23 protein-coding genes and 2 pseudogenes are annotated in these 23,603 nt (G+C 68.9%); 3 read left to right on the top strand and 22 right to left on the bottom strand.

Features of this window, described 5'->3' with window-relative positions:
• Nucleotides 1–132 (bottom strand): annotated as a pseudogene (locus tag BHE97_RS19835) (IS3 family transposase); the annotation flags it as partial.
• Nucleotides 133–182: 50 nt separating this feature from the next.
• Between BHE97_RS19835 and BHE97_RS18140 the strand changes: the two are divergent.
• A pseudogene (locus BHE97_RS18140) lies at nucleotides 183–380 on the top strand (IS256 family transposase); the annotation flags it as partial.
• A 267-nt stretch (nucleotides 381–647) separates the two neighbouring features.
• Here BHE97_RS18140 and BHE97_RS18135 read toward each other — a convergent pair.
• The 13 genes from BHE97_RS18135 to BHE97_RS18075 all read right to left on the bottom strand — a co-directional run bounded on the left by BHE97_RS18135 (nucleotide 648) and on the right by BHE97_RS18075 (nucleotide 14,089).
• Entirely contained in the window at nucleotides 648–2,789 is a 2,142-nt protein-coding gene (locus tag BHE97_RS18135) for a recombinase family protein (protein ID WP_087625449.1), read from the bottom strand.
• A 184-nt stretch (nucleotides 2,790–2,973) separates the two neighbouring features.
• On the bottom strand, nucleotides 2,974–3,216 hold the full coding sequence (locus tag BHE97_RS18130; RefSeq protein ID WP_005053517.1) for a hypothetical protein: 243 nt from the start codon (nucleotides 3,214–3,216) through the stop codon (nucleotides 2,974–2,976).
• Complete coding sequence (locus BHE97_RS18125) at nucleotides 3,216–3,845, bottom strand: hypothetical protein (protein ID WP_087625448.1); 630 nt, start codon at nucleotides 3,843–3,845, stop codon at nucleotides 3,216–3,218. The genes BHE97_RS18130 and BHE97_RS18125 overlap by 1 nt, the downstream gene beginning before the upstream one ends.
• 19 nt (nucleotides 3,846–3,864) lie before the next feature.
• Nucleotides 3,865–4,311: a single-stranded DNA-binding protein gene (locus BHE97_RS18120; protein ID WP_087625447.1), complete on the bottom strand. Its 447-nt coding sequence runs from the start codon at nucleotides 4,309–4,311 to the stop codon at nucleotides 3,865–3,867.
• 84 nt (nucleotides 4,312–4,395) lie between these two features.
• Nucleotides 4,396–6,174, bottom strand: a complete 1,779-nt coding sequence (locus BHE97_RS18115) for a TraM recognition domain-containing protein (RefSeq protein ID WP_201791518.1) — start codon at nucleotides 6,172–6,174, stop codon at nucleotides 4,396–4,398.
• Nucleotides 6,174–6,734, bottom strand: coding sequence for a hypothetical protein (locus tag BHE97_RS18110; protein ID WP_087625445.1), 561 nt, complete (start codon nucleotides 6,732–6,734; stop codon nucleotides 6,174–6,176). Before BHE97_RS18110 ends, BHE97_RS18115 begins: the two co-directional genes overlap by 1 nt.
• Nucleotides 6,734–8,230, bottom strand: coding sequence for an ATP-binding protein (locus BHE97_RS18105; RefSeq protein WP_087625444.1), 1,497 nt, complete (start codon nucleotides 8,228–8,230; stop codon nucleotides 6,734–6,736). The genes BHE97_RS18110 and BHE97_RS18105 overlap by 1 nt, the downstream gene beginning before the upstream one ends.
• Nucleotides 8,227–9,459, bottom strand: coding sequence for a hypothetical protein (locus BHE97_RS20480; RefSeq protein WP_201791517.1), 1,233 nt, complete (start codon nucleotides 9,457–9,459; stop codon nucleotides 8,227–8,229). The genes BHE97_RS18105 and BHE97_RS20480 overlap by 4 nt, the downstream gene beginning before the upstream one ends.
• Before the next feature lie 99 nt (nucleotides 9,460–9,558).
• The gene (locus tag BHE97_RS18095; protein ID WP_087625443.1) at nucleotides 9,559–11,028 is read right to left on the bottom strand and encodes an SCO6880 family protein; all 1,470 of its coding nucleotides are present in this window, start codon (nucleotides 11,026–11,028) and stop codon (nucleotides 9,559–9,561) included.
• A 7-nt stretch (nucleotides 11,029–11,035) separates the two neighbouring features.
• Nucleotides 11,036–12,430 (bottom strand): conjugal transfer protein TrbL, encoded by a 1,395-nt coding sequence (locus tag BHE97_RS18090; RefSeq protein WP_087625442.1) that lies wholly within the window; start codon nucleotides 12,428–12,430, stop codon nucleotides 11,036–11,038.
• A gap of 48 nt (nucleotides 12,431–12,478) precedes the next feature.
• Entirely contained in the window at nucleotides 12,479–12,751 is a 273-nt protein-coding gene (locus tag BHE97_RS18085) for a DUF6112 family protein (RefSeq protein ID WP_201791521.1), read from the bottom strand.
• A gap of 162 nt (nucleotides 12,752–12,913) precedes the next feature.
• Entirely contained in the window at nucleotides 12,914–13,180 is a 267-nt protein-coding gene (locus BHE97_RS18080; RefSeq protein ID WP_087625440.1) for a DUF6112 family protein, read from the bottom strand.
• Between the two features lie 453 nt (nucleotides 13,181–13,633).
• Nucleotides 13,634–14,089, bottom strand: a complete 456-nt coding sequence (locus BHE97_RS18075; protein ID WP_005053543.1) for an Hsp20/alpha crystallin family protein — start codon at nucleotides 14,087–14,089, stop codon at nucleotides 13,634–13,636.
• Nucleotides 14,090–14,335: 246 nt separating this feature from the next.
• Here BHE97_RS18075 and BHE97_RS18070 point away from each other — a divergent pair, with 246 nt between their 5' ends.
• Nucleotides 14,336–15,244, top strand: coding sequence for a M48 family metalloprotease (locus BHE97_RS18070; RefSeq protein WP_087625439.1), 909 nt, complete (start codon nucleotides 14,336–14,338; stop codon nucleotides 15,242–15,244).
• Between the two features lie 148 nt (nucleotides 15,245–15,392).
• Nucleotides 15,393–15,806, top strand: a complete 414-nt coding sequence (locus BHE97_RS18065) for a DUF3788 family protein (RefSeq protein ID WP_087625438.1) — start codon at nucleotides 15,393–15,395, stop codon at nucleotides 15,804–15,806.
• Between the two features lie 3 nt (nucleotides 15,807–15,809).
• Here the strand turns inward: BHE97_RS18065 and BHE97_RS18060 are convergent, their stop codons facing one another.
• From BHE97_RS18060 to BHE97_RS18025, 8 genes are all read right to left on the bottom strand, one after another.
• Nucleotides 15,810–17,450: a M23 family metallopeptidase gene (locus tag BHE97_RS18060; RefSeq protein WP_087625437.1), complete on the bottom strand. Its 1,641-nt coding sequence runs from the start codon at nucleotides 17,448–17,450 to the stop codon at nucleotides 15,810–15,812.
• A 17-nt stretch (nucleotides 17,451–17,467) separates the two neighbouring features.
• Nucleotides 17,468–18,157, bottom strand: a complete 690-nt coding sequence (locus BHE97_RS18055; protein ID WP_087625453.1) for a hypothetical protein — start codon at nucleotides 18,155–18,157, stop codon at nucleotides 17,468–17,470.
• Nucleotides 18,158–18,206: 49 nt separating this feature from the next.
• Nucleotides 18,207–19,223, bottom strand: a complete 1,017-nt coding sequence (locus tag BHE97_RS18050; protein ID WP_087625436.1) for a ParB N-terminal domain-containing protein — start codon at nucleotides 19,221–19,223, stop codon at nucleotides 18,207–18,209.
• Nucleotides 19,220–20,143, bottom strand: a complete 924-nt coding sequence (locus BHE97_RS18045; RefSeq protein WP_087625435.1) for a hypothetical protein — start codon at nucleotides 20,141–20,143, stop codon at nucleotides 19,220–19,222. Before BHE97_RS18045 ends, BHE97_RS18050 begins: the two co-directional genes overlap by 4 nt.
• Before the next feature lie 98 nt (nucleotides 20,144–20,241).
• Nucleotides 20,242–20,697, bottom strand: coding sequence for a hypothetical protein (locus BHE97_RS18040; RefSeq protein WP_140400249.1), 456 nt, complete (start codon nucleotides 20,695–20,697; stop codon nucleotides 20,242–20,244).
• A complete protein-coding gene (locus BHE97_RS18035) occupies nucleotides 20,694–21,401 on the bottom strand; it encodes a DUF2637 domain-containing protein (protein WP_087625433.1) in 708 nt (235 codons plus the stop codon). The genes BHE97_RS18040 and BHE97_RS18035 overlap by 4 nt, the downstream gene beginning before the upstream one ends.
• Nucleotides 21,398–22,309 (bottom strand): bifunctional DNA primase/polymerase, encoded by a 912-nt coding sequence (locus BHE97_RS18030; protein ID WP_087625432.1) that lies wholly within the window; start codon nucleotides 22,307–22,309, stop codon nucleotides 21,398–21,400. Before BHE97_RS18030 ends, BHE97_RS18035 begins: the two co-directional genes overlap by 4 nt.
• The gene (locus BHE97_RS18025; RefSeq protein ID WP_087625431.1) at nucleotides 22,309–23,427 is read right to left on the bottom strand and encodes an ArdC-like ssDNA-binding domain-containing protein; all 1,119 of its coding nucleotides are present in this window, start codon (nucleotides 23,425–23,427) and stop codon (nucleotides 22,309–22,311) included. Before BHE97_RS18025 ends, BHE97_RS18030 begins: the two co-directional genes overlap by 1 nt.
• Nucleotides 23,428–23,603 lie beyond the last annotated feature (176 nt).

Raw genomic sequence — 23,603 nt, 5'->3', positions numbered from 1 at the left:
CGACTCCTTCCCGACGTTCTCCCGCCGGGCGACGGCCTCGGCTGCGGCGGTCAGCGATGGATACTCCGGCAAGTGCTCCAGCACCATCCGGACACAGCGCTCGCGCACCTTCGGATCGATCTTCTTCGGCATGACATGCATCCTTCCAACTCAAAAGGACGCGGCATCAAACCTGGGGCACTTCAGTGAAGCTGCTGTGGCTCGCGATCTGCAACATCGAAGACAAACGAGCTCGAGAACGAGCGAAGGAACGTGGCAAACCCGCCAGCGAGCGCAAAGCCTCACCCCGACTCGTCGAAGGACAAATCACCACGAACTGGAAGAAGGCTCTGGCCCAACTCGCCATCGCCTACCCCGACCGGATCAACCCCTACCTCTGAAACCGAGACGACACCCACTTACACAAACATCTTGACAGGCTCCCGTCTACCCCGTCGGTGGCTGGTGGAAGAACAACAAGAACCGCGAACGCGTCGACCGGAAGATCCGCTACGCCCTCGTCGTATCACTCCAGACTGACGCCACCGACGTCGACCTGTACACACCAGTGGCGAACCTCCTCCACACCCCGATCGAGATTCCGATCGAGTGATGTCCGATTCGCTCCGAATCCCACGGATAACGGATGACACCGCCGGAGTCGCAGCTCAGACGTTCGATGCGACGGCTTTTGCGCGCCGACCACCCGGTCGAATCGTGACGCCCTCTGCGGCCAGCGCGCGTCGGACAGCTTGCTGGCTGACCCCGTACCGCAGCCCGACTTCCATTAGCGTAAGGCCCTCGTCGTACAGCTCGACCGCTTCGGCGAGATGGCACTCATCGAGCCCCCGCTGGCGTATCGGTACCGAGCGGCGGACAAGGTGCGCCGCCGCGGTGCGGCGATGAATGCTGAACCGCTCGCCCAACTCCACGAGTGTCGCGCCCGGCTCATACGAGGCCACCAGCTCATCCACCTGCCCCGGGCTCAGAAAGGTTTGAGTCATCCCAACTGCACGCACCATCCGCCCCCGCTCGTCCACCACAGACGGCTCCAGCGGCCTCCGGTCCCGCCGGTAGACGCCCCGCGACCTGCGAGAAACCACGGTTTTCAAGGCCGGGCAGGGGTTCTCGAACTCTCTACGGAGGTCCACCCCGCGCACAAGGCTCGAACCCTTGCCAATGGAATCGTTGGCTGGGGTTCGGGCCTTGTTGCCGTTCTGGGTCCAGTTGAGGGCGTTGGCGTTGACCTCGGGGTCGAGGAGCATCTCGAAGGGTCGGTTGTTCTCGACGCGGAGTTTGTCGTCTTCGTCGATGTAGACCTTGGTGAAGAAGGCTTGGTTGCACAGGCGCCGGTTGGCGTCGTCGCACCGTTGGTAGATGTCGGCGCAGTTTGCCAGGAGTCCGAGGGCGTCGTCGAGGTGGGCTCGGGCGTCGGCGTAGTCGCCGTGGTGGGCGTCGATACGCCTGTTGATGCGGTCGAGTTCGCCCAGGATGCGGTCTTGTTCTCGTTTGAGGACGGGCAGCGGGATGGCGTCGGCGTAGTGGGCTTGCATGAGCCGGTCTTGTTCGTGTTCGAGCCGGTCTCGGTGAGTGGTGAGGCGTTCGAGTTCGTCGGTCTCGGCGGCCATGAGTCGGTCGAACTCGTGGTGGAGCATCCCGGAGAGGGCGTCGCGCTGGGCGGGGCTGATCTGTACGCGGGTGTAGTAGTCCTCGATCAGCTTCTCGACGTCTTCGATCAGGATCGCGCCGCGGGTGCAGTCGGTGCGTTTGGAGTGCCGGCCGGAGCACACGAAGTAGCAGTAGACGTTGCCGTGTCGGTTCTTGGCGTTGGAGACGATCAGCCGGGACCCGCATTGTCCGCAGTGGATGGTGCCTTTGAGGTAGTGGTCGTGGACCTGGGTGGCTTCGGCGGCGGTCTTGTGAGCGGTGAGCACGGACTGGACCTGGTACCAGACCTCGGGTGGGACGAGGGCACGGTGGGTCCCCTTGTAGCGCGTGCCGCGGTAGACGACATCGCCCTTGTAGTAGGGATTGGTCAGCAGGCGATGTACCGAGGAGACCGCCAGCGGCTTCGACGGCCGCTTCGGGGTGGGCAGACTGGCCAGTCCGCGGGAGGTGAGTTCGTCGTGGAGCTGGCTGACGGTCCAGTTCCCCGAGGCGTAGGCCTTGAACGCCCACTCGATCAGGGGCGCTCGCTCGGGGTCGAGTTCGACGGTGCGGACCTCGCGGCCTTGGTCGTCGCGGGTGCGGACGTTGAGGTAGCCGATGGGGGCCTTGCCGAGGGTACCGCCGCTGATGGCCTTCTGGGTCATGCCCTTGGTGACCTCGGTGGCGAGGTTGCGGGAGTAGAACTCGGCGATGGTGGACATGATCCCGTGTAGCAGCATCCCCGAGGGGGTCTCGTCGATGTTCTCCGTCGCCGAGACGAGCATGACTCCGGCCTGTTGGAGGGCGAGGTGGATGGTCACGTCGTCGGCGCGGTTGCGGGCGAGCCGGTCGACCTTGTGGACGATGCAGTAGGCGACCTTGTTGGTCTTGACGTACTGGATCATCCGCATCAGGTCGGGCCGGTCGGCGGACTTGGCCGAGGCTCCGGCGTCGACGAATTCCTCCACGATCGCCGCGCCGAGCTGGTCGGCTTTGCGGCGCACCGCGTCGCGTTGAGCGGGGATAGAGAAGCCTTCGTCGGTGCCGCCCTTGGAAGCCTGTTCACGGGTGGAGACCCGCAGGTAGGAGATCGCGACCGCGGCGCTGGTGGGCGGGTCGATCAGGCTGCCGGCTGGATCGGTAGCAGTCGTTGTGGTGGTCATCGGGTCCTTGCCTCTCACGCGATTCGACCCTCGCGCTCCCAGACGCCTGGGAGGAGTGTTGATCGTGAGAGCAGCCATCGGTGTGGCTGTAGGACGAGACCCGACCGGGTCACGGTGCGTGTTGCCCACCCGTGCGGGTGAGGTTTGGGACCACAACACCCCGCGTACGCGAGGCTTGCTGGTGTCATTCTACCAACGGGCCTGCGACACTCGCCGCTGAGCGGAGGGCTGCGGCTGGGTCGCGGTAGGTCTCAGGTGGTTCGGCGGCGCGGCGGTCGGCGCGGCTGCGGCCAGTCTCCTGCAAGGTCAACCGGATCAGCACCTCGGCGAGCTTGTGCAGATCGGCCGGGTCTCGGTGCACGGCCCGGACGGAGAAGGAGCGGTCTTCGTAGCGGCGCCGGTCGGTCTTCTTCATGTAGCCGCCCATCACTCCCGCACCTCCCCGGTGACCGGGTCAACATCGAGGTCGTCGTCGAGGCTGGCGTAGAACTCGTCCTCGGCCTCCTGGCGTCTGCGGACCTGAGCGTGGACGAACTCCACGAACTCGGCGTCGCGGTCGGCGATCACCACATCCTCCACCGGCGGTCCGGGTTCTTCGCCCGGCCAGGTGGTCTGCCGGGTGGGCCGGTCACGATCGATCCGGGTGCCCGAGGCGGCCACCCAGTCCCGGAGGCGGGCGCGGGCGTCGGCGAAGTCGCGGTGCCAGCCGATCGCCGCGGAAGCATTCTGCTCGGGGTCGTAGGCACCCAGCCAGTGCAGGTGCAGCGCGGACAGTTCCCAGACCAGTTCGGAGTGGTGGTGCCAGAACGGCGGCAGCACGCTGGCGGGAAGTCCGTAGGTGTGGCGCAACCAGTCCACCCACCGGTTCAGCGCGAGCCATTCGGTTTCCAGGTCATGCGCGGACAGCAGGTTCCAGTTCACCGGGTGCGGCGTCTCGGGCACATCGGCGTCGCTGACGCGCGGCGGACCGTCGAACACATCCGGCTCATCCAACTCCGGCCCCTCACCGTTGGTCGGGTCGGCGCCGGGTGGATCGGCCTCGGGGGTGTCAGTCATGATGCTCGGCTCCCGGCGTTCACAGGCCGATGGCCGTGGATTGCGGTGCCTGGGCGGGCCGGGACGGTAGCTCGAACGCGGCCGCGTCCCGCTCCGCCGCTGCGCGGCGTGGGGTGCGGTCAACCTCATAACGGGTGCGGGCGGTGTCGTGACCGATCTTCTTGGCCACGAACTCCTCGCTCTCGACTGCCTGGCCGTCGCGTTCGTAGTTGACCTCGCGGGTGTAGCCCTCGGCGATGAAGTTGTCGCCCTTGGTGAACCGGTCATGCGCGTGTTCGGCCGACCGGCCGAACATCACCAGATGGTGATAGGTCGTCTCGGTCTGGGTGAACGATCCGTCGTCCTCGCGGCGGAAGTGCTCCTTGCCGACCCGGGCGTAGAACCGAGGATCACCCTTCGAGGTCTGGCTGAGTTGGGGGTCCGAGGCGATGAACCCGGAGAACGACTCCTGGGTGCGGATAGCCATCTGACTCTCCTCCTGACACTCACGCGACCCCGCCGATCGGAGCCGCTGATGTCAGGCAGGTGCACAGGCAACCCCAGGCCCCGACTACGAGCCGGGGCCGCGCAGCAGCGCCTCTACCTCGGCCCGATCGGCCGTCAACTGAGCCGCGTCAGGACGAGAGGGCCAAGGGCGCAGGTCGGTGACGATCGGGGGTGCTGAGCGCAGCAGGGTCACCCCGGTGCCGAACGGCAGTGTCCTGATCCGGTCTGGCGGCAGGATCGGCACCCGGCGCACCGAGCGTTGGTTCGATCGGGTGCCGTGATCGCCGAGGGTCACCGAGTCGGTGTACTCGTCGCGTTCGCCGATGAGGGTGGAGAGGTCTTGGAGGTCGCGGGAGTTGGACGCACCACCGAGAACCATCTTGACGATGGAGGCGTCCCAGATGGCTCCGGCGGCGTTGTCGGACCACTTCTCCCGCGCCTGCGCCAGCGACTGCAACACCGGCAGGCTCGTGATCCCAGTGCCGCCACCCTCCGCCATCAGCGTCGGCAGCGAGGGCAGCGGTGCGAGGTTGCCGATCTCATCGAGTGCCAGCAACAGGGGTGGGTCGAGGCGGGCGCCCGGTGAGCGGGCGGCGATGCGGCGTGCGGTTTCGATGAGGTCTTCGACGAACGCGGCCACGAGCGCGGCGGAGGCGCCTGCGCCGGCCCCGGTGGCGAGTAGATACAGGGTGCCGCGCTGACGGATGAAGGTCTCGGGGTCGAAGTCCTCACCAGCCCGCGGTGAGACCGCATCAAGCACCCGAGGGTCGGCCAGGGCTCCGAGGGCGAGTGCGACGCCTTGCCAGATGGAGTCCCTGGTCTTGGGGTCCGAATCGATCATCGCCCCGAGCGATTCCGCCCATCCCGTCGCCGCTGCCGGTGCGTTCGTGAGGATCGCGACGGCCTCGGCTGCAGCGGTGGGGTCGAGGGTCCAGCGGAACAGCTCAGCCGGTGGCCGGTGATCGAGGGCGGCGGCGTGCAGGAGGGCTTGCAGGGCGGTGCGGGTTTTGCCTTCCCAGAACCCGCCGGACTCCACCCCACCGGCGGAGAGCCCTGTGGCCGAGGCGAGTCCGGTGGCGCGGATCATCGCCGTGAGCGGGTCGTGGCAACCGCGGATCGGTGACCAGCGCATCCCTGCGGGGATGCCCTCGGCGAGATGTTGGGGGTCGAACACTGCCACCGGCCGTCCGTCGCGTTGGCGGGCGCGGAGGGTGGCGGTGAGGTTGTCCGGCCGCGTGGAGGTGGTGACGACGGCGCCGGGTGCGTCGAGGATGGCGTTGATGACCACATGGAGGCCTTTGCCCGATCGGGGCGGGCCGATGAGCAGGATCGAGTCCTCCACGCTCGCCCACACCTGCTTGCCTCGTGAGCGGCCCAGCAGGTAGCCCACATCGGAGGGCGTGGGCTTATCGAGGGAGGGGCGCAGTGTCGAAGCGCGCTTCAAGAGCGCCTTGGCCGAGGCGGTCTGGGTGACCTCGTGGGCGGTGGCGGTGCCGGCCAGGCGTCGCGGGTCGGTCTCGGCTTTCCTGGAATGGCGCTTGAGCCGCACCCATACCCACGCCCCGGCAGCGGTGAGGGCGCCAAGCATGATCCCGGTGACGATCCAGTAGGCGACCGGGCTCAGCCCGTCGGCATCGAGCGCCATCGCGGGGTCGGCGGGATTGAACAGCACACCGAGCCCCGAAGCTGGCCCGGCAGTGGGTTGGGGCGTGCCGGTCAGGAACGCCGCCACGCTTCCGGCGGCACGCAGGACGAGCGCAGCGCCGAACGCACCGATCAGGGCGACGATGGCGGCGTTGGTCAGCTCATCGCCCATGCCACCGGTCTGCCGCTGCCCGCTCATCATGACAGCCGCCGGACGTGCAGGGTTCCGGAGACCCGGCCCAACAGCACGACCTCACCGGTGCCGTTGTCGAGCAGATCAGCGAGGCGAGTGGTGTCGATCAGGGCGCGAGCGTGGCCGGTGCCGGTGGCATCGGTGTGCGCGACGATCAGCGCGACCGCGATGTCCTCCCCGGGCACGAACCCCTCGTCGATGACCTCGACCAGCCGGGAGGCAGACGGGTTCTGGGCGACCTGGTCTTGATCCTCAGCATCCTCGACTTCGGTCGGCTCGGAACGCGCGGGGCGCCGGGCGCGGACGATGTCGGTGAACACGGACCCATCGTTCTCGCGGACCTCGATCCGCACCGCGACGGTGCGGTCGGCGGTGACGGCATCCAACAGTTCACCGAAGGTGCTGCGCGTCCACGCGGACTCCTGTCGCGGCGGCGGGAACGGTGCACCGTCGACGGTGACGTCCAGCGCTCCGTTTTCGACGACCGTGACGACGACGTGTGGCAGCAGCACCGGGGCCTCGGCGGGGTCCTGCCAGGTGATCCGCCGTGGCTTCTTCGGGCCCATCACATGACCCCCTGCGTGAGCCGGGAGCTGGTGTCGAACAGTCCCAGTTCGGCGGGGTGGAGCTGATGCTGGGTCACGAAGGAGCGATCCTTGATCCGCCACAACCCCTGCCCGACACCCAGCGACGGGAGCAGGTTCTGTTCGGTGCCGGTGAGTCCGAGGGCGGTGGCGGTGGGTCCGAGCTGGTCGGACTCTTGGCGGTAGACGATCCTGGTCTCGGCGTTCGCGAGCAGGCTGTTGGCGAGGGAGCGCATGGCTGATCCGGCGTCGCCGACGTTGTCGAGGTCGGAGAGCTTGTGGAAGATCAGCATGTTCGCGATCCCGTAATGACGAGCGAGCCGCCAGTGCGCGTCCATCCGCTTGAGCAGGGCGGGGTGGGACATGAGCCGCCAGGCCTCGTCGTAGATCACCCACCGCTGCCCGCCGTTCGGGTCGAGCAGGGCGGACTCCATCCACGCGCTGGAGCAGGTCATCAACACCGAGATCAGCGTGGAGTTCTCGGTGACCCGCGAGAGGTCGAGGCTGATCATCGGCAGTGACGGGTCGAAAGTGACGGTGGAGGGTCCGTCGAAGAGCCCTTGGAGGTCTCCGGCCACGAGCCTGCGTAGGGCGTGGCCGACGAGCCGGCCGTCCTCAGCGAGACGCCCGTTGTCGTCGTCGTGGGTGGGGTTGAGGATGTGGTCGACGACGGTGGGCAGGATCGGCACGTCGTTCTCCCTCACGGTGGCAGTCAGGGCGAGGTCGATGGCGGTGTGCTCCAACGGCGTGAGCCCGCGCGCCAGCACGGTCTCAGCCAGCGCGCCAATCAAGTCGCGGCGGCGGGAGGCCACGGTCGTCTTCCATTGCTCATCGCTGAGGCCGCCCGGTCGGTGGCCTTCGTCGAGGGGGTTGAGGCGGGTGTTCAGGCCGTGGCCCAGCACGATCGCCCGGCCTCCGACTGCCTCGGCGACCGCGGTGTGTTCGCCTTTGGGGTCACCGGGGACGTAGACGCGGCGACCGAACGGCAGGCTGCGGGTGTACAGGGACTTGGCGAGTGAGGACTTGCCGGAGCCGACGATTCCGGCCAGGACGATGTTGGGTGCGGTGATGATGCCGCGGGCGTAGAGCACCCAGGGGTCATAGACGAAGCTGCCGCCGGAGTAGAGGTCTTGGCCGACGAACACCCCGTCGGAGCCCAGGCCGCCTTCGGCGACGAACGGATACGCCCCGGCGAGGGTCGCGGAGGTGTCCTGATGGCGCGGGAGCCGGAACCGCCCCGGCGATCTGAGAGCGGCGGGGCCGGGTTCACCGGCGGCGGGCAGGTAGCGGGTGGCGCGGCGTTCGGCGCGCTCAGCCTCGGCCTTCGCGCGTGCGGCGGCCTTGTCGGCGGCGTGCTGTTCGGCCTGGAGTCTTGCCGTGGCCTTCCGGCGCTGTTTGCGCAGCTGGCGGTGCTCCTTGGCGGGGGCGACGAGGACCGAGGTGTGCAGCCGCTCCCGCTCGTCTCCTTCGCCGGTCATAGTGACAGTCCTCGCCCGGACTGGCTGATGGTGCCGGCTGGGCTGGCGTACCAGTCGCGGTCCGCGCCGAGGGCGGCGCGCTGGGCAGCCGACGCCTCCCGAGCCGGTGCGGGCGCGTGGTGTGGCTGCTCGTTGACGACCGCCGAGGCTGGCTGCTGGGCCTCGTGCAGTGCGGGATCGGGTGGGGTGTCGAACTCGCGGTACAGGCCCACATGCCCGAGCGCGTGGTTGTAGGTCAGCGCATACCGGCCGTCCTGGACGGTTCGGTCGGTGCTGCCGGTAGGTGGCTGGTCGTCGTAGACGTAGCCGTTCTCCAGGGCCGCCTGAGTGGTCTCGTCGCCATAGTCGTACCCGCTCAGGTGCGCGATGGCGGCTTCGGCGCCGTCGCGGTCGATCAGATCGAGCACCGCATCGGCCTCCTCGCCCTGGAGGAAAGCCACGTTCAGCCAGCGCCGCCCCACCGCCTGTTCGGGCTCGGTGGGGTCGTGTTCGCTCAGCTCGGCCAGGGCATCGGTGTTGGTGCGGGCGGCCTCGGCCACCCACGCGGGGAACAGGCCCTCGTGCTCCGGGCTGCTCCCGGACTGGTCGAGGCCGTGCTGGCGGGCCTGACCGGCGGCGCTCAGGAAGGTCGCGAGGTCGCGGATGGCGCGGTGGGGGTCGACGAGGGTGCCGGCGCCGGTGAACAGGTCCCGGCCCTCCACCGTCTGGCCGGTGGTGGTGTCGGTGATCCGGTAGGCGTAGCGCTGATGCTCACCCACCGGCGCATCGGGCCACACCGTCAACGCGAGCGACCCGGCCTGCACCGTCGTGATCGGGGTGGCGGGGGCGCCGTCCAGGCGGGCCGCCAGCCGTTCCCGCTGGGCGTCTCTGTCGACGACCGGTTCGGGGTGCCAGGCGATCCTCCCCGAGTGCGAGAATGCCGCGTCGAGCCGGTCGTAGGCCTGATCGAGCAGCGTGCCGGCCTGGTGCAGCTCATCGGCGGCTGCCAGCGCGGACGCCGCGCCGGCGGCGGGATTGCCGTCATCGTCGAACGCCCGATCTCGCGCGTTGAAGTGGGTGTCGGCGAGCTGGTCGAGGACGTGGCGCAGCGATCGAACTCCCGCCACGAGGTCCCCGAACACCCGGTAGGTGTCGGCTGGGTCATCGAAGACGCGGGAGGCGTGGGCCAGGCCTCGCAGTGCTTCGGAGGCTTCGGCCGCATCGGCGAGCGGGTCGTGGAACGTGGGCATCACAGCCTCCAAGACGGTGAGCGAACAGAGAGGGCGAGCCCGGTGGTTCGGGCTCACCCCTCAGGTGCACGCCCTGCACCCAACCCCCGGCTGGTCAGCTCAGACGCGGCGGCACAGCGGCAGCGCGGCGGCGGTGAACGCCGCGGCCTGCTGGCCGACCAACAGCCGAGTTTCGCAGGAGGCTTGGATGGCGGCCTGTTCGATCGCCGCGACCCCGGCTTCCAGTTCCTCTACTGTCGGAGCGGAGACGGAGATGAGGCCGGTGTATCTGAGGACGCCGTGGCCTGCGGTGAGGTCGGCTTCCTGCTGGAGCACGTCCTGGTACTCGGCGGTCTGGGCGGCGTCTTCGATCTGCCCGATCTTTGCCCGCTGCGCTTGATCGGAGATGTGCTCGACCTTCTTCTTGCGGATGTCCCGTGCGGCTTGGTCGGAGCGCATCGGGGTGCAGATCAGCGAGAACGACCGCTGAATGCCCGTGGAGAGGAGAACCGGTGACAGGAAGCCGGGATAGACCAGCGACCTGGGCCACTCACTGATCCAGAGCACGGCGTGGTGGGCCGAATCGGTGCGCAGCCGGGTCCAGGACTCGTTGACCGCGACCGGCCCGGCGGTGGCGAGGGATTGTCCGAGTTCGCCGTGACGTTCCAGCGTGGCGGCGATCGCCGGGTCATACGCGCTGCGGAGGATGACGGCGATCTCCCCCGGGCTCAGCCACCCCGACGGGGTGAGGTCGGCCGACCGCAATGCGGCGACGAGGGTGGACATCTCTTGGCGCAGGACCGCGGCGGCACCTCGGATGCCGCCGCCGGCGGTCCTGACCTGGCGGGCGGCGTTCTTCATGTCCAGCGACAGCGACAGGGTGGTGGCGTGGCGTTCGCCGGCAGGCCCGGCGCGGTCGATCAGCTCGGCGTAGGTGGTCGCGGCCCAGGTGTCGTCGGCGGTGCCGTGAGCAGCCCACCATTCCGCCAGGCCGGTCCCCGAATCGGGCAGAGTGCGCTCCAAGACCTGCAAGGTGGCGATGCGTCCGGAGCGGCAGACGGTGGCCAGGACGCGGCCCCAGGAGGTGACCCGGCGTTCCTGCTCGCCGGGGTCGAGGAGCACGAACGCCGGATGGGTCACCTCGCAGACGACGGTGAGGGTCTGGGCGTGGGGGTCGTGGATCATCCCCGCGCCGGTGTCGGGGTCGGTGTATTCGCGCAGCCTGGCCATGTCGCCGGGCAGGGCGAGGGTGCCGACGGGGCGGGGTGTGACGCCCCGCCGCCGGTAGAGGAGTTGTCCGCCGGTGGAGCGCCAGAGCCACCAGAACGCGACCGGCAGCCATTCGACCGCGGGCCGCCCGGCGATGGGTGTCCACGTCAAGGCGGCGGCGATGACCCAGATGGGTGTGGTGTAGGCGAGCAGGATGCCGCCCCCTGCGTAGAGCGCCCCCACGATACTGAGGATGCCGACCGCGAGGGTGATGAGCTGCGACAACGACAGCCCCAACAACACCCCGCGGCGGGTGAGGCGGGAGAACTTCACCGGCACCAACTCCGAAGACGTACCGCGGTCGTTCTGCTTCATGGCCATGACCGGTTCACTCCTTCCCGGTCGGCTTCGGCGCAGGCGGCGGAGGCTGCTTCGGCGGACGCACCTCTGACGGCCCGCCGGTGGGTGTCCTCGGTGCCGGCGTCGATGGCGGGGGTGCCTGCGCGGCCGGCGGGGCGTTGCCGGCCTGTCCAGCGGAGTCGGCGGCGGCCTCGCCCTGCCCGCCGAGCGCCGTGCCGGCCTTGGGCCCGGCGGTCGCGGCGTCCTTGGCGACCTTCGCCGCCACCACGGCCGCAGTCGCGGGACCAGCCGCCGCGGCCCCGGCCCCGGGGCCCGCGCCTGCTCCGGCGGAACCACTTGCTGCGGTCTTGCCGCCAGCGGCGCCGGCCGTCCCGCTGCCTGCGGGCGCGGGGTTCTTCGGCTCCGGTGGCTTCTTCCCACCACCACCGCCGCCACCGCCGCCGGTGTTGTCGTCGAGGATCTTCTTGGGCTCGTTCCCGTTGCTTCCGGGCTTGGCGGGGGTGGGGACGGGCCGGTTGAGGGCGTTCTTGGCGTCCTGTTCGGACCCGATGGCGTGGTACATGTCGAACCCGACGAACGACAGGAACTTATAGGTCAGGTAGGGGGCGAAGGCGGCAATCGCCATGAGCACGATCCCGGCGATCGGGTCCGCCACGGAGGCCAGGTCGCCGTCGATGGGTGCGGAGACTTGGGTGATGGCGACGAGGAACATCACGACCAGGACGAGTTTGGAGACGATGAGGGCGATGACGAACATCGCCCACTTGCTGATCCACCCCTTGGTCGCATCCCACGACGCCCCGGAGAACGCCAGCGGCGCGAGCACGATCGCGACCAGCAACAGCGCCTTGCGCACCAGAAGACTGAGCCAGACGATCGCCGCGGCGCTGATCGCCAGCCCGGCGAGGAAGATCGTGATGATCGCCCCGACCCCGGGTGCGGCGATGTTGATCCCGACCAGCCCGGCGGCCAGCAGCGTGATCTTGTCGCCCATGGACTCGGTGGTCTCCCCGGCGGCTTGGATGATCCCGATGCAGAGCTGGTCGACGATCTCCAACAACAGCGCGGTCAGGGTGATGACCACGAACGACCCCAGCACCGACTTCGCCAACCCGAGGGCGGCGCGGGACAGGGCGGTGGGGTCGCGGCGGATGAGTCCGGTGATGAGTTGGAGGCAGAAGAAGATCAGCATCACGAAGACCGCGATGCCGAACAGGATGTTGTAGACCGCCACATACTCCGGCGACGTGACGTCGACCAGGGTGGTGGTGTCGAAAACCGTCCACACCGCCTCGAACAACCACCCGGCGGCGGCGCCCATCGCGCCGGCGATCCAGTCGAACGGCGCCGAGACCAGGCTGGCGGCGGCTTCGCCGGCGGTGTCGCAGACGGTCGAGACGAGGGGGATATCGCACACACCCACCGCAGACCACTTCCTTACGCAGAATCGAGAAGGTTTGGCGGGTGGGGGTCAGACCTGCTGGCCGACGCCCCAGAAGAAGTTGATCAACGTGACGGACGCACCGCAGATCACGGCGGCGCCGCAGGAGACGAGAACGCCGATCTTCCCCCGACCGGCCAGATGCGGGTTGGAGGAGTTGGCGCCGAAACCCCACACGATCGCCGAGACGATCAACGCCAAGACAGAGAGAATCAGGCCGATGGTCATGACGGCGCCGACGATGGTGCGCAGCTGGGCGATGCCGGGCAGGCCGGAGTCGTTGGGGTCGATGTCGACCTGCATCGGCAGCAGTGGGCCGAGGGCGGTGGCGGTTTCGGCGGCGAGGATCAGGGTGCTCATCGTGGGGGTGCTCCTTCATCGCGAGGCAGAGGGTTCTCGCCGATCAGGTGCACCACCCGCCCCACGCGGTCGGAGCCGATGAGAGGTCCGCTGGTGGGGTGTGGTTCAGAGTTGTTGGCCGAGGTCGATCAGCCAGTTCAGCCAGGCGACCCCGCCGCCGGCCAGGGCCGCGGCGCCCAGGGCGGTCCAGGCGCCGGTCCTTGATTTGGTGGCGGCACCGTGGTGGCCGTTCGCGGTCGACAGCGCCCAGGCGATCGCGCAGACGATCAGCATCAGCACCGCGATGATGAGCACTAAGGTCAGCAGCGCACCGATGACCTCGCGCAGATCACCGATGCCTTCCAGGCTGTCGAAGTCGGGGAACACATCCATGCCGGTCAGCTCAACCGGCGCTAGCGATCGTTCGAGGCGTTCGAGATGTTCATGCTGGCCAGGTGCGCTGGCGGTGTCACTGGTGGGGAGGTCAGCAGCTAGCGTCGATGTGTGGGGCGTGGACCGACGAGCCAGGTGCGGTGGAGCTGCGGCGCATTCGTGACAACGGCACCCGCTAGGCTGCGGGGACGTACCCGCTGCTGAGTTCGCGGTCTATCTCCTCGGCTGCCGCCGGGCACTGACACGGCTATCGCTCTGCTGGCCACATGAGCGAAGTCGCGTCGGCGGATGCGGTGACGTGGGTCCGTCCACTATCACCGGCGTGCTGTCGAGACTCATCGGCGGGTTCCGGGGTCACCCCTCGCCTGGAGCGATGGTCGAACGGATGTCGTGCCGCAAGAGTATGGCCCCGGCCGGTACAGGCCAGGGCCATCTCGGGTCGGACCGCAATGGTCAGGAACTACTGATGGCGATGCGGCGTGGTCTGGCGATTTCGGTCTTGGGGACGCGGATGCTGAGCACCCCCTCCTCCAGCTTGGCCTCCACGCTGTCGGCGTCCACGCTGTCGGGCAGCTGGACACGGTAGTGGAACTGGCCCACGCGGCGAGTGCGGTGCCGTAGCAGCCCTTGGCGTTCCTTCTCCTTGAGCTCTCCGGCGACGACCAGATCGGTGCCGATCAGATCGATGGTGATGTCGTCGCGTTTGACGCCGGGGAGCTCGACCTCGACCAGGTAGGCGTCGTCGGTCTCGGTCACATCGGCCAACGGCGACCAGCCACCAGTGCTCTGGTCCACGCGACCGAAGGCTGAGTCCATCAACCGTCCCATCTGGGTGTAGAGGTCCTCGAACTCACGAAATGGGTCCCACCGATCCGCAGTGCTGTTCGATCGCAGTACGGGCAGTGCCATGACTTCTTCACCTCCACTGTCGTGCCGTTGTGTCTGTGATGACGTCTCGACGGTGCGGTGGTCCGCGCCGTCACCCTCCACAACGCACGAAGGCGCCACACCATTCCGAAGTTGAGTCACATCGGCTCAACTTTCGGGAATGTGGGCTGAGCCGTACGTGTTGTCAGTGGTGAGCGTGGGGCGCGCCGCCCACTCGAACACATCGACAGGACATGAGGAAGAGGGGAACAGGGAGGTAATTCTGCGATGCGCCGCTACTACAACGGACTGAAGACAGCGGTGCTGCTCGGTCTGCTGACCGGTCTGATCCTGGCAGTCGGTTACGGCATCGGTGGCAGCACCGGACTACTCGTAGCGACGGTGCTGTCGCTGGTGATGAACGGCACGGCCTACTTCGCCTCGGACCGGATCGCCCTAGCCGCCATGGCTGCCGAGCCGGTCACCGAACGCCAAGCACCGCAGCTGTACGCAATGGTGCGCGAGTTGGCGGCTGCCGCCCGGCACCCTATGCCACGGCTGTACGTGAGCCGCGTGGCACAGCCGAATGCGTTCGCCACCGGCCGTAACCCCGAGAACGCCGCAGTGTGCGTCACCGAGGGCATTCTGCGGATGCTGAGCCCGCGGGAGCTGCGTGCGGTGCTGGCCCATGAGCTGTCCCACGTCGGCAACCGGGACATCCTGATCTCTAGTGTCGCCGCCGCGTTGGCCGGCATCCTTACCTCGCTGGCGAACCTTGCCCTGCTGCTGCCTTTCGGCTCCGATGAGGAGGAGGCGCCGAACCCGCTGGCCGCGCTGCTGATGCTGCTGCTGGCGCCTATCGCCGCGGGGCTGATCCAGCTCGCGATCAGCCGGAGTCGCGAGTACCAGGCCGACGCCGACGGCGCCCACCTGTCCGGTGACCCGCTCGCCCTGGCCAGCGCCCTGGAGAAGATCGAACACGGCACCCGGGCGATGCCCATGGCGCCGAATGGCTCATCCGCCGCTCAAGCCCACCTCATGATCGCCAACCCGCTGGCCGGTGACGGCATGACCGCGCTGTTCCGCACCCACCCGCCCACCAGCGACCGGGTCCGGCGGCTCCGCGAACTCGCCGGACATCACAGCCGCCGGACGGCGGCGGCGTCGCCGGCGCGGATCTCCCACCTCATGAGGTGACATCGGCAGACCCGCTTCTCAGACACCATGACCCGGCGCCCCCGGTCAGCTCCCAACCGGCGGAGGCAAGTATTCAATGCGTTCGAAATCCATGATGGTGAGGTGCGCAGCGATGCCCGGATGAACGCGGGCGCGTAGGGTTTCTGATGTGGGGAATGTCTTCACCGATGCACAAGTCCGTCCCGAGCAGGGCGCCATCAGCGTCGCCCTGGGTGATGCTTCAAGCGTTTGGGATGAGGCCACCGAGGTGTTCGCTTCTGCTGGCGCGGAGGTGACGTGGCGCCACTATCGCGACGGCGGGTGGCTCGCGAAGGCATCCCGAAACGGAAAGACGTTGGCCTGGCTCTGCGTCACACCTGGCGTGTTGCAGGTGTCGTTCCACTTCGCCGAGAGGCTCCGGGAGACACTCTCGAATGATCGTGCGATCAATGGGCACCTGCGTGAGCGGATCGCACAGATGCCAACGTCGGGGAATCTGTTCTCGATCCCACTGGAAGTTCGGACGCCCGACGAGGTTGGTGATGTGAAGCAACTCGTGGCGTTGAAGCTCTCCACGAAATGAACGCTAGTTGGCCCGGACGGTGACGTGGAGGTGGTCGTCGTGGCGGGTGGTGACGTCGGTGCCGCGTTGGTAGGGGCGCCAGCCCTCGTCGGCGCGTGCGGTGGACCAGATTTGGTTCTGCCAGATCAGGTACTCGATGCCGAGGGTCTGGGCGTGGTCTTTCATCCAGTTCGTGACGTTCCAGCCGAGGTCGAGCGCTGGTCCGGTTGCCGGCTCGCCGATGGTGTTGCCGAAGGTCAGGTCGCAGGCGCGTCCGAGGGGGTGTTCGGAGACGGTGCCGGGGCGGGGTGAGTAGCAGGCCCAGCTCGTGTCGGGGAACGCGGCGATGGTCTGGGTGTAGAGGTGGAGCAGGCGGGCAGTGATCTGCCCGGTGGTGGTCGGGTCCTCGACCATCCTGTCGGGGTCGCCGTCGAGGGGGTCCGGCTCACCACCGGTCGTCCCACCACCGGGGTTGCAGGCGCCGCCTGGTGTGCCGGTCTCGGGTTCGGGGAGGTCGGCGGCGTTGTGGGTGTTGAGCCAGGCGGCGGGGTCGGTGTGCTCACCGTTCGTGCCGCCGGATCGGACCTCGAAGTGCAGATGCGGTCCGGTGGAGTTGCCGGAGGAGCCGACATCGCCGATGTGCTGGCCCGCGGCCACGCGGTCACCGACTGTGGTGTGGATGCCGTGTTCCCACATGTGCGCATACGCCGTCGCCACCGTGGCGCCGTTGATGGTGTGTTCGATGACGATGAGGCCGCCGTAGCCGCCGGAGAACTCCGCCACCGTGACCGTGCCGTCGGCGGCGGCGAGGATCGGGGTCCCGTCGGGGGCGGCGAAGTCGGTGCCGGTGTGGAAGCTGTGCTCGCCGGTGATCGGATGCACGCGTGGGCCGTAGTCGCTGGTGAGCACCCAGGTGTCTGCGGGGAGCGGGAACACCACCCGAGCCGACTGCTGCGCCGGTCCTGCTGCCACGCCGCGGGTGGCGGGGCCGGCCGGGCCGATACCACCGGTGCCGGTGAGGGTGGTGAGGATGGTCTCGGCGACCGGCTGATAGTTGCGGTACCGGTCGGGGTAGGCGGAGACTTCGACGGCTTGGGCGGCCTCGCCCTTGTCCATCTGCTCCCACCCGGGGATGTCCAGCAGACCTCTGGGGCTCGGGTGGTGGGGTCCGGTGGGGCCGCCGAAGAACGCCCGCGCCTGGTAGACGGGGTCCATCAGCTCGGCGACCGTGCCCCACCCGGACTGCGGCCGCATCTGGAACAAGCCCAGGGAGTCGTGGTCGGAGCCGTCCCCGTCGTTCGGATGGTCCGCGGACTCTGGGTAGGCGCTGGTGTTGGCGAGCATCCGCAGCGTCGATTCGGTCAGCGCCGCCATGAGCGCGATCACCAGCCCGTCACGGGTGATCCCGTCGATCTGACTGCCGGTCTCGATGATCGTCGCGGCGTGGGTGAGCTGGGTCCGGTTCAGCGTGAATGTTTCACCATTGGCCGTCGTTACAGTCAGTTCGTCAGGGACGTCGCCGACGGTGACGTTGGAACCGCTGGGGATGGTGCAGGAGGCGGTCGCGGTCAGGGCGGGGTTCATCACCACGCCGATCCCGACCAGTACCAGCGATGGCGCAATGAACACGAGGATTCCGGCGGCGATGGCGAGCTTTCTCAACACGACGACGACCTCCGGTCCTATCGGAGGGGGTTGTCGAGCTGGGACAGCCGCAGCAGGTGACAGGTGTCGTAGGTCGGTGCGCAGACCACGAACACCGTGAACGCCACCGCATGCTCAGAAGTGACCGGTTCGTCGTTCCACAGGCCCTCGCGGTGGCGGGTGCCCTCGATCGTGACCGCGACCGTGCCCTCGGTGAGCTGCCCGGGCTGGGCCTGCTCTTCGGCCGTCTCCCAGGCGTCGGGGATGTAGGTGTTGTCGATGGTGAGGTGCTGGGCGGTGGCGTACTGCCGCAGCTCCAGCCAGGCCTCTCGGGGCGGGAGGTAGGCGGCGATGTCGGAGGCGAGTCCCGCCTGCTCCCTACCGGTGGGGTCGCCGACGTCGAGGATCACGCTGGTGTAGTCCAGGGGCATGAACCCCGAGGCGGTGTCCCACTCGAACAGGGCGGTGGCGACGTTGCGGGCGAAGGTCTGCGGATCGTCCGAGGCCCGCACTACCGGCAGCCGCGGCGTCGTGGTGGGGACTGGATCGGAGGGCGCGGTGACGCCCGGCTCGGGGCGCTCGCCGTCATCGTCCCGGCCCGGGCTGGGTGGTCCGGCCAGGAGGCCGTAGACGCCGACACCGGAGAGCACGAGGACGGAGACCGCCGCGCCGACGGCGGTGATGAGTCGGCGGCGGGTCCGGGGGGCGGAGAGGTTGGGAGTCTTCATGCCCACCAGGTGCACCCCCGCCACCAAGCACTCAGCGGGAAGGCTGCTGTCAGAGGGCGCGCAGGTGGCCTCGCGTCGGCACCAGCTCGTCGCCGGTGGTGTGGTGGTTACGGGCGGTGCGCAGTTCCTTGGCGAACCGGCTGGTGCCTTCGGCGGTGGCGAGGAAGGACTCGATCTGCTCATCGGTCAGCTCGGCGGCGAGCTGTTCGGCGTCGTAATGGGTCCACCACTGCTCCAGTTCGGTCCAGGTGAGCACGAACGCCCGCACCGGATACCGGGCCGGCTCGCCTCCGTCGTCGTCGGGAACCGGGCGGGGTCGAGGCGGGTGCTTACCGGTCTTTGTCTGTTTGGCGCGGGTGAGGGCGTCGGCGGCGAGCTGATGCAGATCGGCCTCCCGCTGCTCTCGGGCGGTCTCGACCGCGGCCCGGACCGTCTCATAGACCGGATGCACCGGAGCTCCGGCGTCGATGCGCGCCAACTCCGCGACTACTTGTGCCCGCAGGGAGGCGGGTTGGGCGGGGTCGTCGGCGATCTTCTGGAGCCAGCCGACCTGTTCGAGTCGCTTGTAGGAGGCGGTGCCGGTGACCATGCGGGCGGCCTGCTCACGCGCCTCACCGAGCGCGCCTGACGGTCCCGGCGATTCGCCGGGACCGTCGTTTCCTGGCTGTCGTTGGCGGCTGAACTGCGTCGCGGCCCTCCTGCGCTCAGCGTCTTCGGCCATCAGCGCCTTCAGCTCCCGATACAGGGCAGCGGCCTCGGTCTGGGTGAGCGGCTTGTGGAGCACGTTGTCGTCCTGCTCGGCCAGCAGGTGCCCGAGCCGGTCAGAGATGCCAGAGCGGACCCACACGTTGACCTTGCGCCAGCCGAGCTGTTTGATCGCCGCCAGCCTCCTGGCCCCGCACACCAGCACACCGTCGGGGGTGATGGTGATGGGCTGCAACAGCCCGTCCCGCTCGATCGAGGCAGCGAGTGCGTCGATGTCGCCCAGGTCGCCGCGATGCCGGCGCCCCACCGAGATTGAGTCCACGGTGCGCTCCAACTCGATGTAGCCGGCTGGTGCGGTCACGACCGATCACCACCAGGGTCGCCGTCGTGGCTACCGGGCGCGGCCAGCGAGATGGTCAGGATGAGGTCGTCGTCGCGTAGCAGCACGTCCAGGGTTTCGCCGATCAGCAGCCGCAGCAGCACACCCCGCCCGGTGCTGGTGGCGGCGTAGGCGGGGTGCGGGTTGCCCAGCAAGGCGCGCAGCAGCGCGGTCCACGAGGAGCGTGGGAGGTCCAGCAGGGCGCGGGCGTGCTTGTCTCGCCGCAACGTCTCGTAGGCGCTCTGGCGGGTGCCGGTCTTGGTCAGCGCGGCGCAGACGTGCTCGACCCCGGAGCGGGCGGTGGCCGGGTCCCAGCCCAGCAGCGTGAACAGCGCGATGGCGTCCTCGGCTGCGGACCCGGCCGTCATGCACGCCCGATCTGACCCGCGCCCGCCCCCATCGGAGCCCGCCCTGTTGGCATCCGTCTCGGCGTCGGCGTGATCGTGGGGGTCGGTGATGTGGAAGGCGGGGTGGTAGTCGGTCAGGGGGTTCTCGCGGTCGGAGAACCGTTCGGGGTCGTGGAACGCCGAGACATGAGGGCGGCGAGCCTGGTGCACCGAGCAGAGCAGTCCTTGGGCGCGTTCTTCGAAGATGCAGGTGATCCGCACCGCATGCGTGATCACCGCCCACGGATCACGCGCCTCACGGGCGGCGCGGGTGATCATCACCTTGAACGCCGCCGACGCGGCCTCCCACGGGTCCAAGCCGTGTTTCCTGGCCAGCGGCTCGTACTTAGCGGCGGTGTAGGCCATCAGCTCCGCGGCGACCGGGTCGTTGCTCCATGCTCCTGGCCCGGCGTCGTGGAGCCGGATTAGCAGCGTCCGCAGCCCGTCGCTGGTCGTGAAGTCCTCACCGCCCTCGCCATCGGTGGTGTGCGGGTGGGTGGGTGTTGTCGTGGTCATGGTCGGGCACCTCCTGGCAGGCAGGTGCACACACGTCCCCACAGCAGCCGGTCCGCCGACAGCGACGGTGACTTGATGATGGGGGCGCGCATGTCAGGTCACCCCAGCCCGATCCCCGAACGAGACACCCACGACTGGTGCCGACTGCCACGGCCGAACTCCGACACATCCGGCAGCCGCCGCGCCCGCTCACTAATCGCTTTGCCGACCTCGCCGGCACCGCGGCCGCCGGCCCGCGTCATCTGGCCGGTGAACTGACGGGCGCGACGAGCGAGTTCGACCTCGAAGTCGATACCCCGCCCCGCCACCGCCGCCGACTGCCGGGCGAGCAGATCGGTCGGCCGCACCCACTCCACACCCCGCATCCGCCGCGCGGCATCCGCCGCCGTCGCTTTGTCGGCACGATCGCGTTGGGCTACACGGGCCGCGCGTACCGCCTCCGGCACCGTCTCCTCAGCCGGGTCGGTGACCCTGCGACCGGTGTGCTGACCGGCCACCTGACGTTGACGCCCGCGAGGATCCTGGCGGTGGGCCTGGTCGGTGGTCATGCTCATGGTGTCCTCACCTCGCTGTCGCTGTCGCTGTCTGTGTGCTTGTCGGGGAGGTGCGCGGGCGTGAACCAGCGGCCTACCGTGGACGGGTGCACGCCGAGGTGGCGGGCGATGCGCTTGTTCGACCAGCCCTGCCCGCGCAGCCCGGCGGCGATTTCACGCCGATCCCGCACGCCCGGCCGGTCCGCGTCGGCCTGGGTCTGTTCCTCATCGCGGGGCGACTCGGCCGGCGTCTGGGGCTCGTCTTCCGCGACGACGAGTGCTGGTGGTCCGGTCGTTTCCGTGACGGGCAGGGTGAGGATCACGGTCAGGTGGGTGATCGCCAGCAGCACCAGCGGTGGGACCGCCGCCACCGACGCGGCCAGCACACCGGGCACGTCAGCGTCCGCGGCCACGACGGCGTGCAGGGCGTTCGCGGTCACCGACACGATCGCCCCGGCCGCCAGCAGCACCCACGGGTACCACGCGGACCGCTGCCCGGCGAGGACGACGACGGAGACGGTCGCGACGACGATGATGCCGTCCACGATCAGCGGCCACGCCCACGCCTGCCCCTCGTCGATACCCGAGCGGCGGGCCAGATCGGCCAACGCGGTGAAGGACAGCCAGAACGCACCCAAGGCGATCAGCACCGTCCCGGCCGCCGCGGTGATCACAGCGAGGCGCCGGCTACGACGCTGCACCACCAGCGTGTTCGTCGCCGTCATGACAGCAACCGTCCTGATGCCTGCTGCATGCTCCGACGTGGTTCCTCGGACGGTGAGCTGGCGGGTGTTCGCGGTGCCGGGCCGGTGGTGCGGTAGGCGGAGCGGATTGTCGCTGACACCTCGCGCATCGTGAGCCCGGCATGCTCAGCGGCCGGGGCGAGTGCGGCGTACGTATCGGCCGGTGGGATGCCGTTCTCGGCCAGCCGACACGCCGCCCAGAACAGACCACGATTCCGCTCACCCTCAGCTCGCCCGGCCACCCAGGCCGCCAGCCGCTCAGCACTCACCTCGCGCACGTGGTCGGTCGGTTGTGACGCTGGTGTGGGACGGGGGTCGAGGAAGTCCCGCAACCGCCGGTCATCCAGCGGCTTGACGCCGTCGGTGCTGACCCGATGCACCCGATAGGGGGCGCGACCTCGCTCACCGGCCACTACCGAGGGCGGGGTGACGATGTAGCCGCCCTCGCCACGGAAGTCGATCCCGGCACGAGGGGCCTGCCACGACCGCTGCCCGCCCCCGGGCGTCGCTGGGTAGTAGGCGTGCATCCCACCCGAGGGCGTGGAGACCAACAGCTGCCAGCCATCCACCAGCCCCGCCTCCCGCGCGCGACCGAACGCAGTGAACCCGTCGATGGGGCCGTGGACATCGACATCGACCACGACCACCCCCGACGCGACGCCGGTTGGGACACCGATGTTGGCCTGCGGATGCTGACGCCACCACGCCGACACCTGCCCGCCGTCGGTGGTGGCGTCGTGGAAGCCATGCCCGGTCAACGGGCGCTTGCCGCCCGGCGCGCAGGGGAAGACCGGCACCCCCGCGTCGGCGAACTCCCGCGCCGCCCCCGACAATGATGACGCCTCCGCAGCCCGTGCCCACACACCTGTCAGCACATCCGGGGCGACCATCACAGCCCCCGCCCCGCCGAAGCCACCGAGACAGTGGCAGGACGCACCCCCGGCTCAGGCACCAACGCCGCCGGACGCCTGGGCGTGTTGCGTTCGTGCGCCGGCTCACCGCGCTGCGGCTCGCTGCGCTGGGGTTTCTCGCGGTCCAGACCTGGTGGGGTGCCGTCACCGACCTGGGGCGTGTCGAGCTGATCCAGGATGGCCAGGGCGGTCTTGCGGACCCGCTCCCCGGTGGCCTTGACCACCTCGACCGGCTCCTTGTCATTCACCCGCGCCGCCCAGGTCGAGACGTACGGGATCGTGTAACCGGACGTGTCCATCCCGTGGGCGGCGCCGACCATCAGCGCCACCGACTCCGCCTCGACCTCACCGATGCCGCGATGCTGACGGGCCTCCTCGGCATCGGGGCCATGCAGGAGCACGTGGCCGAGTTCATGGGCGAGAGTCTTGACCTGCGCGGCCGGGTCCATGTTCTCCCGCACCGCCACGGTGTTCGCGGTGTAGTCGGTCATCCCGTTGGCGCCGCGGATCATGCCCTCGTGCGGCACCCGCACCACCGAGAACCCGGCCGCTTCGACCTGCCCCGCGAGTCCGTCCCACAGCCCGACGGGGGCTTCGCCTTCGAGTAGCTTCGGTGCCGGTGGTTCGGGGATCGGATCACCGGCAGTCTGCGATACGTCCCACACATAGGCGGGCCGGACACCGACCATCCGCGTGCGCACCACCTCACCGGCACGCGGCTTCTCGCCCTTCCCGAGGCGGCGCCAGGAGTCCGCATCCGCGGGGTTGGCCGAGGCGAATCGGCCGGTCACGGGCGCGAGAATCTGGTAGCCGGGCTGGCCCTTCTTCACCTGACGGCCGAGCTGCTGCCACTGCTTGTAGCCGGCCACATAGGACGGGAACGGCTCCGGCACTCGACCCTGCTCATAGGCACCCTGATGCTGCACCCAGATCAACAGGGTGTTGTTGAAGCTCCTCGAACGAAACCGCGCCGCGAACGCCAACGCCCGCGCCCAATCGGGGCCGGACACGAGCCGTTCGACCGCACCGGTGAGCTTTTCGTGCAGCTCGTCGAGCTTCGCCTCGCGTGCTTCGCGGGCTTCCTGCCTCGTTGCCATCTGCTCTGGCCTCCTCCCGGCGTAGGCCGCGCCCAGGAGAGGGCGGCGGTGCGCCAACGAGGTGCGCCAGGAGAACCAGCAGGTATGTCGAGACGGTCAGCGGACTACGAGGTCGGTAGGTTGGCCGTCAGGAGAACTCGTGGTGCGCCTGACGTAGACATACCGGCCTACCGGCA

This window comes from Aeromicrobium sp. PE09-221 (assembly GCF_002174305.1).
In the GTDB taxonomy this organism is placed as follows: domain Bacteria; phylum Actinomycetota; class Actinomycetes; order Propionibacteriales; family Nocardioidaceae; genus Aeromicrobium.
This window is presented reverse-complemented; position numbering and strand designations above follow the sequence as displayed.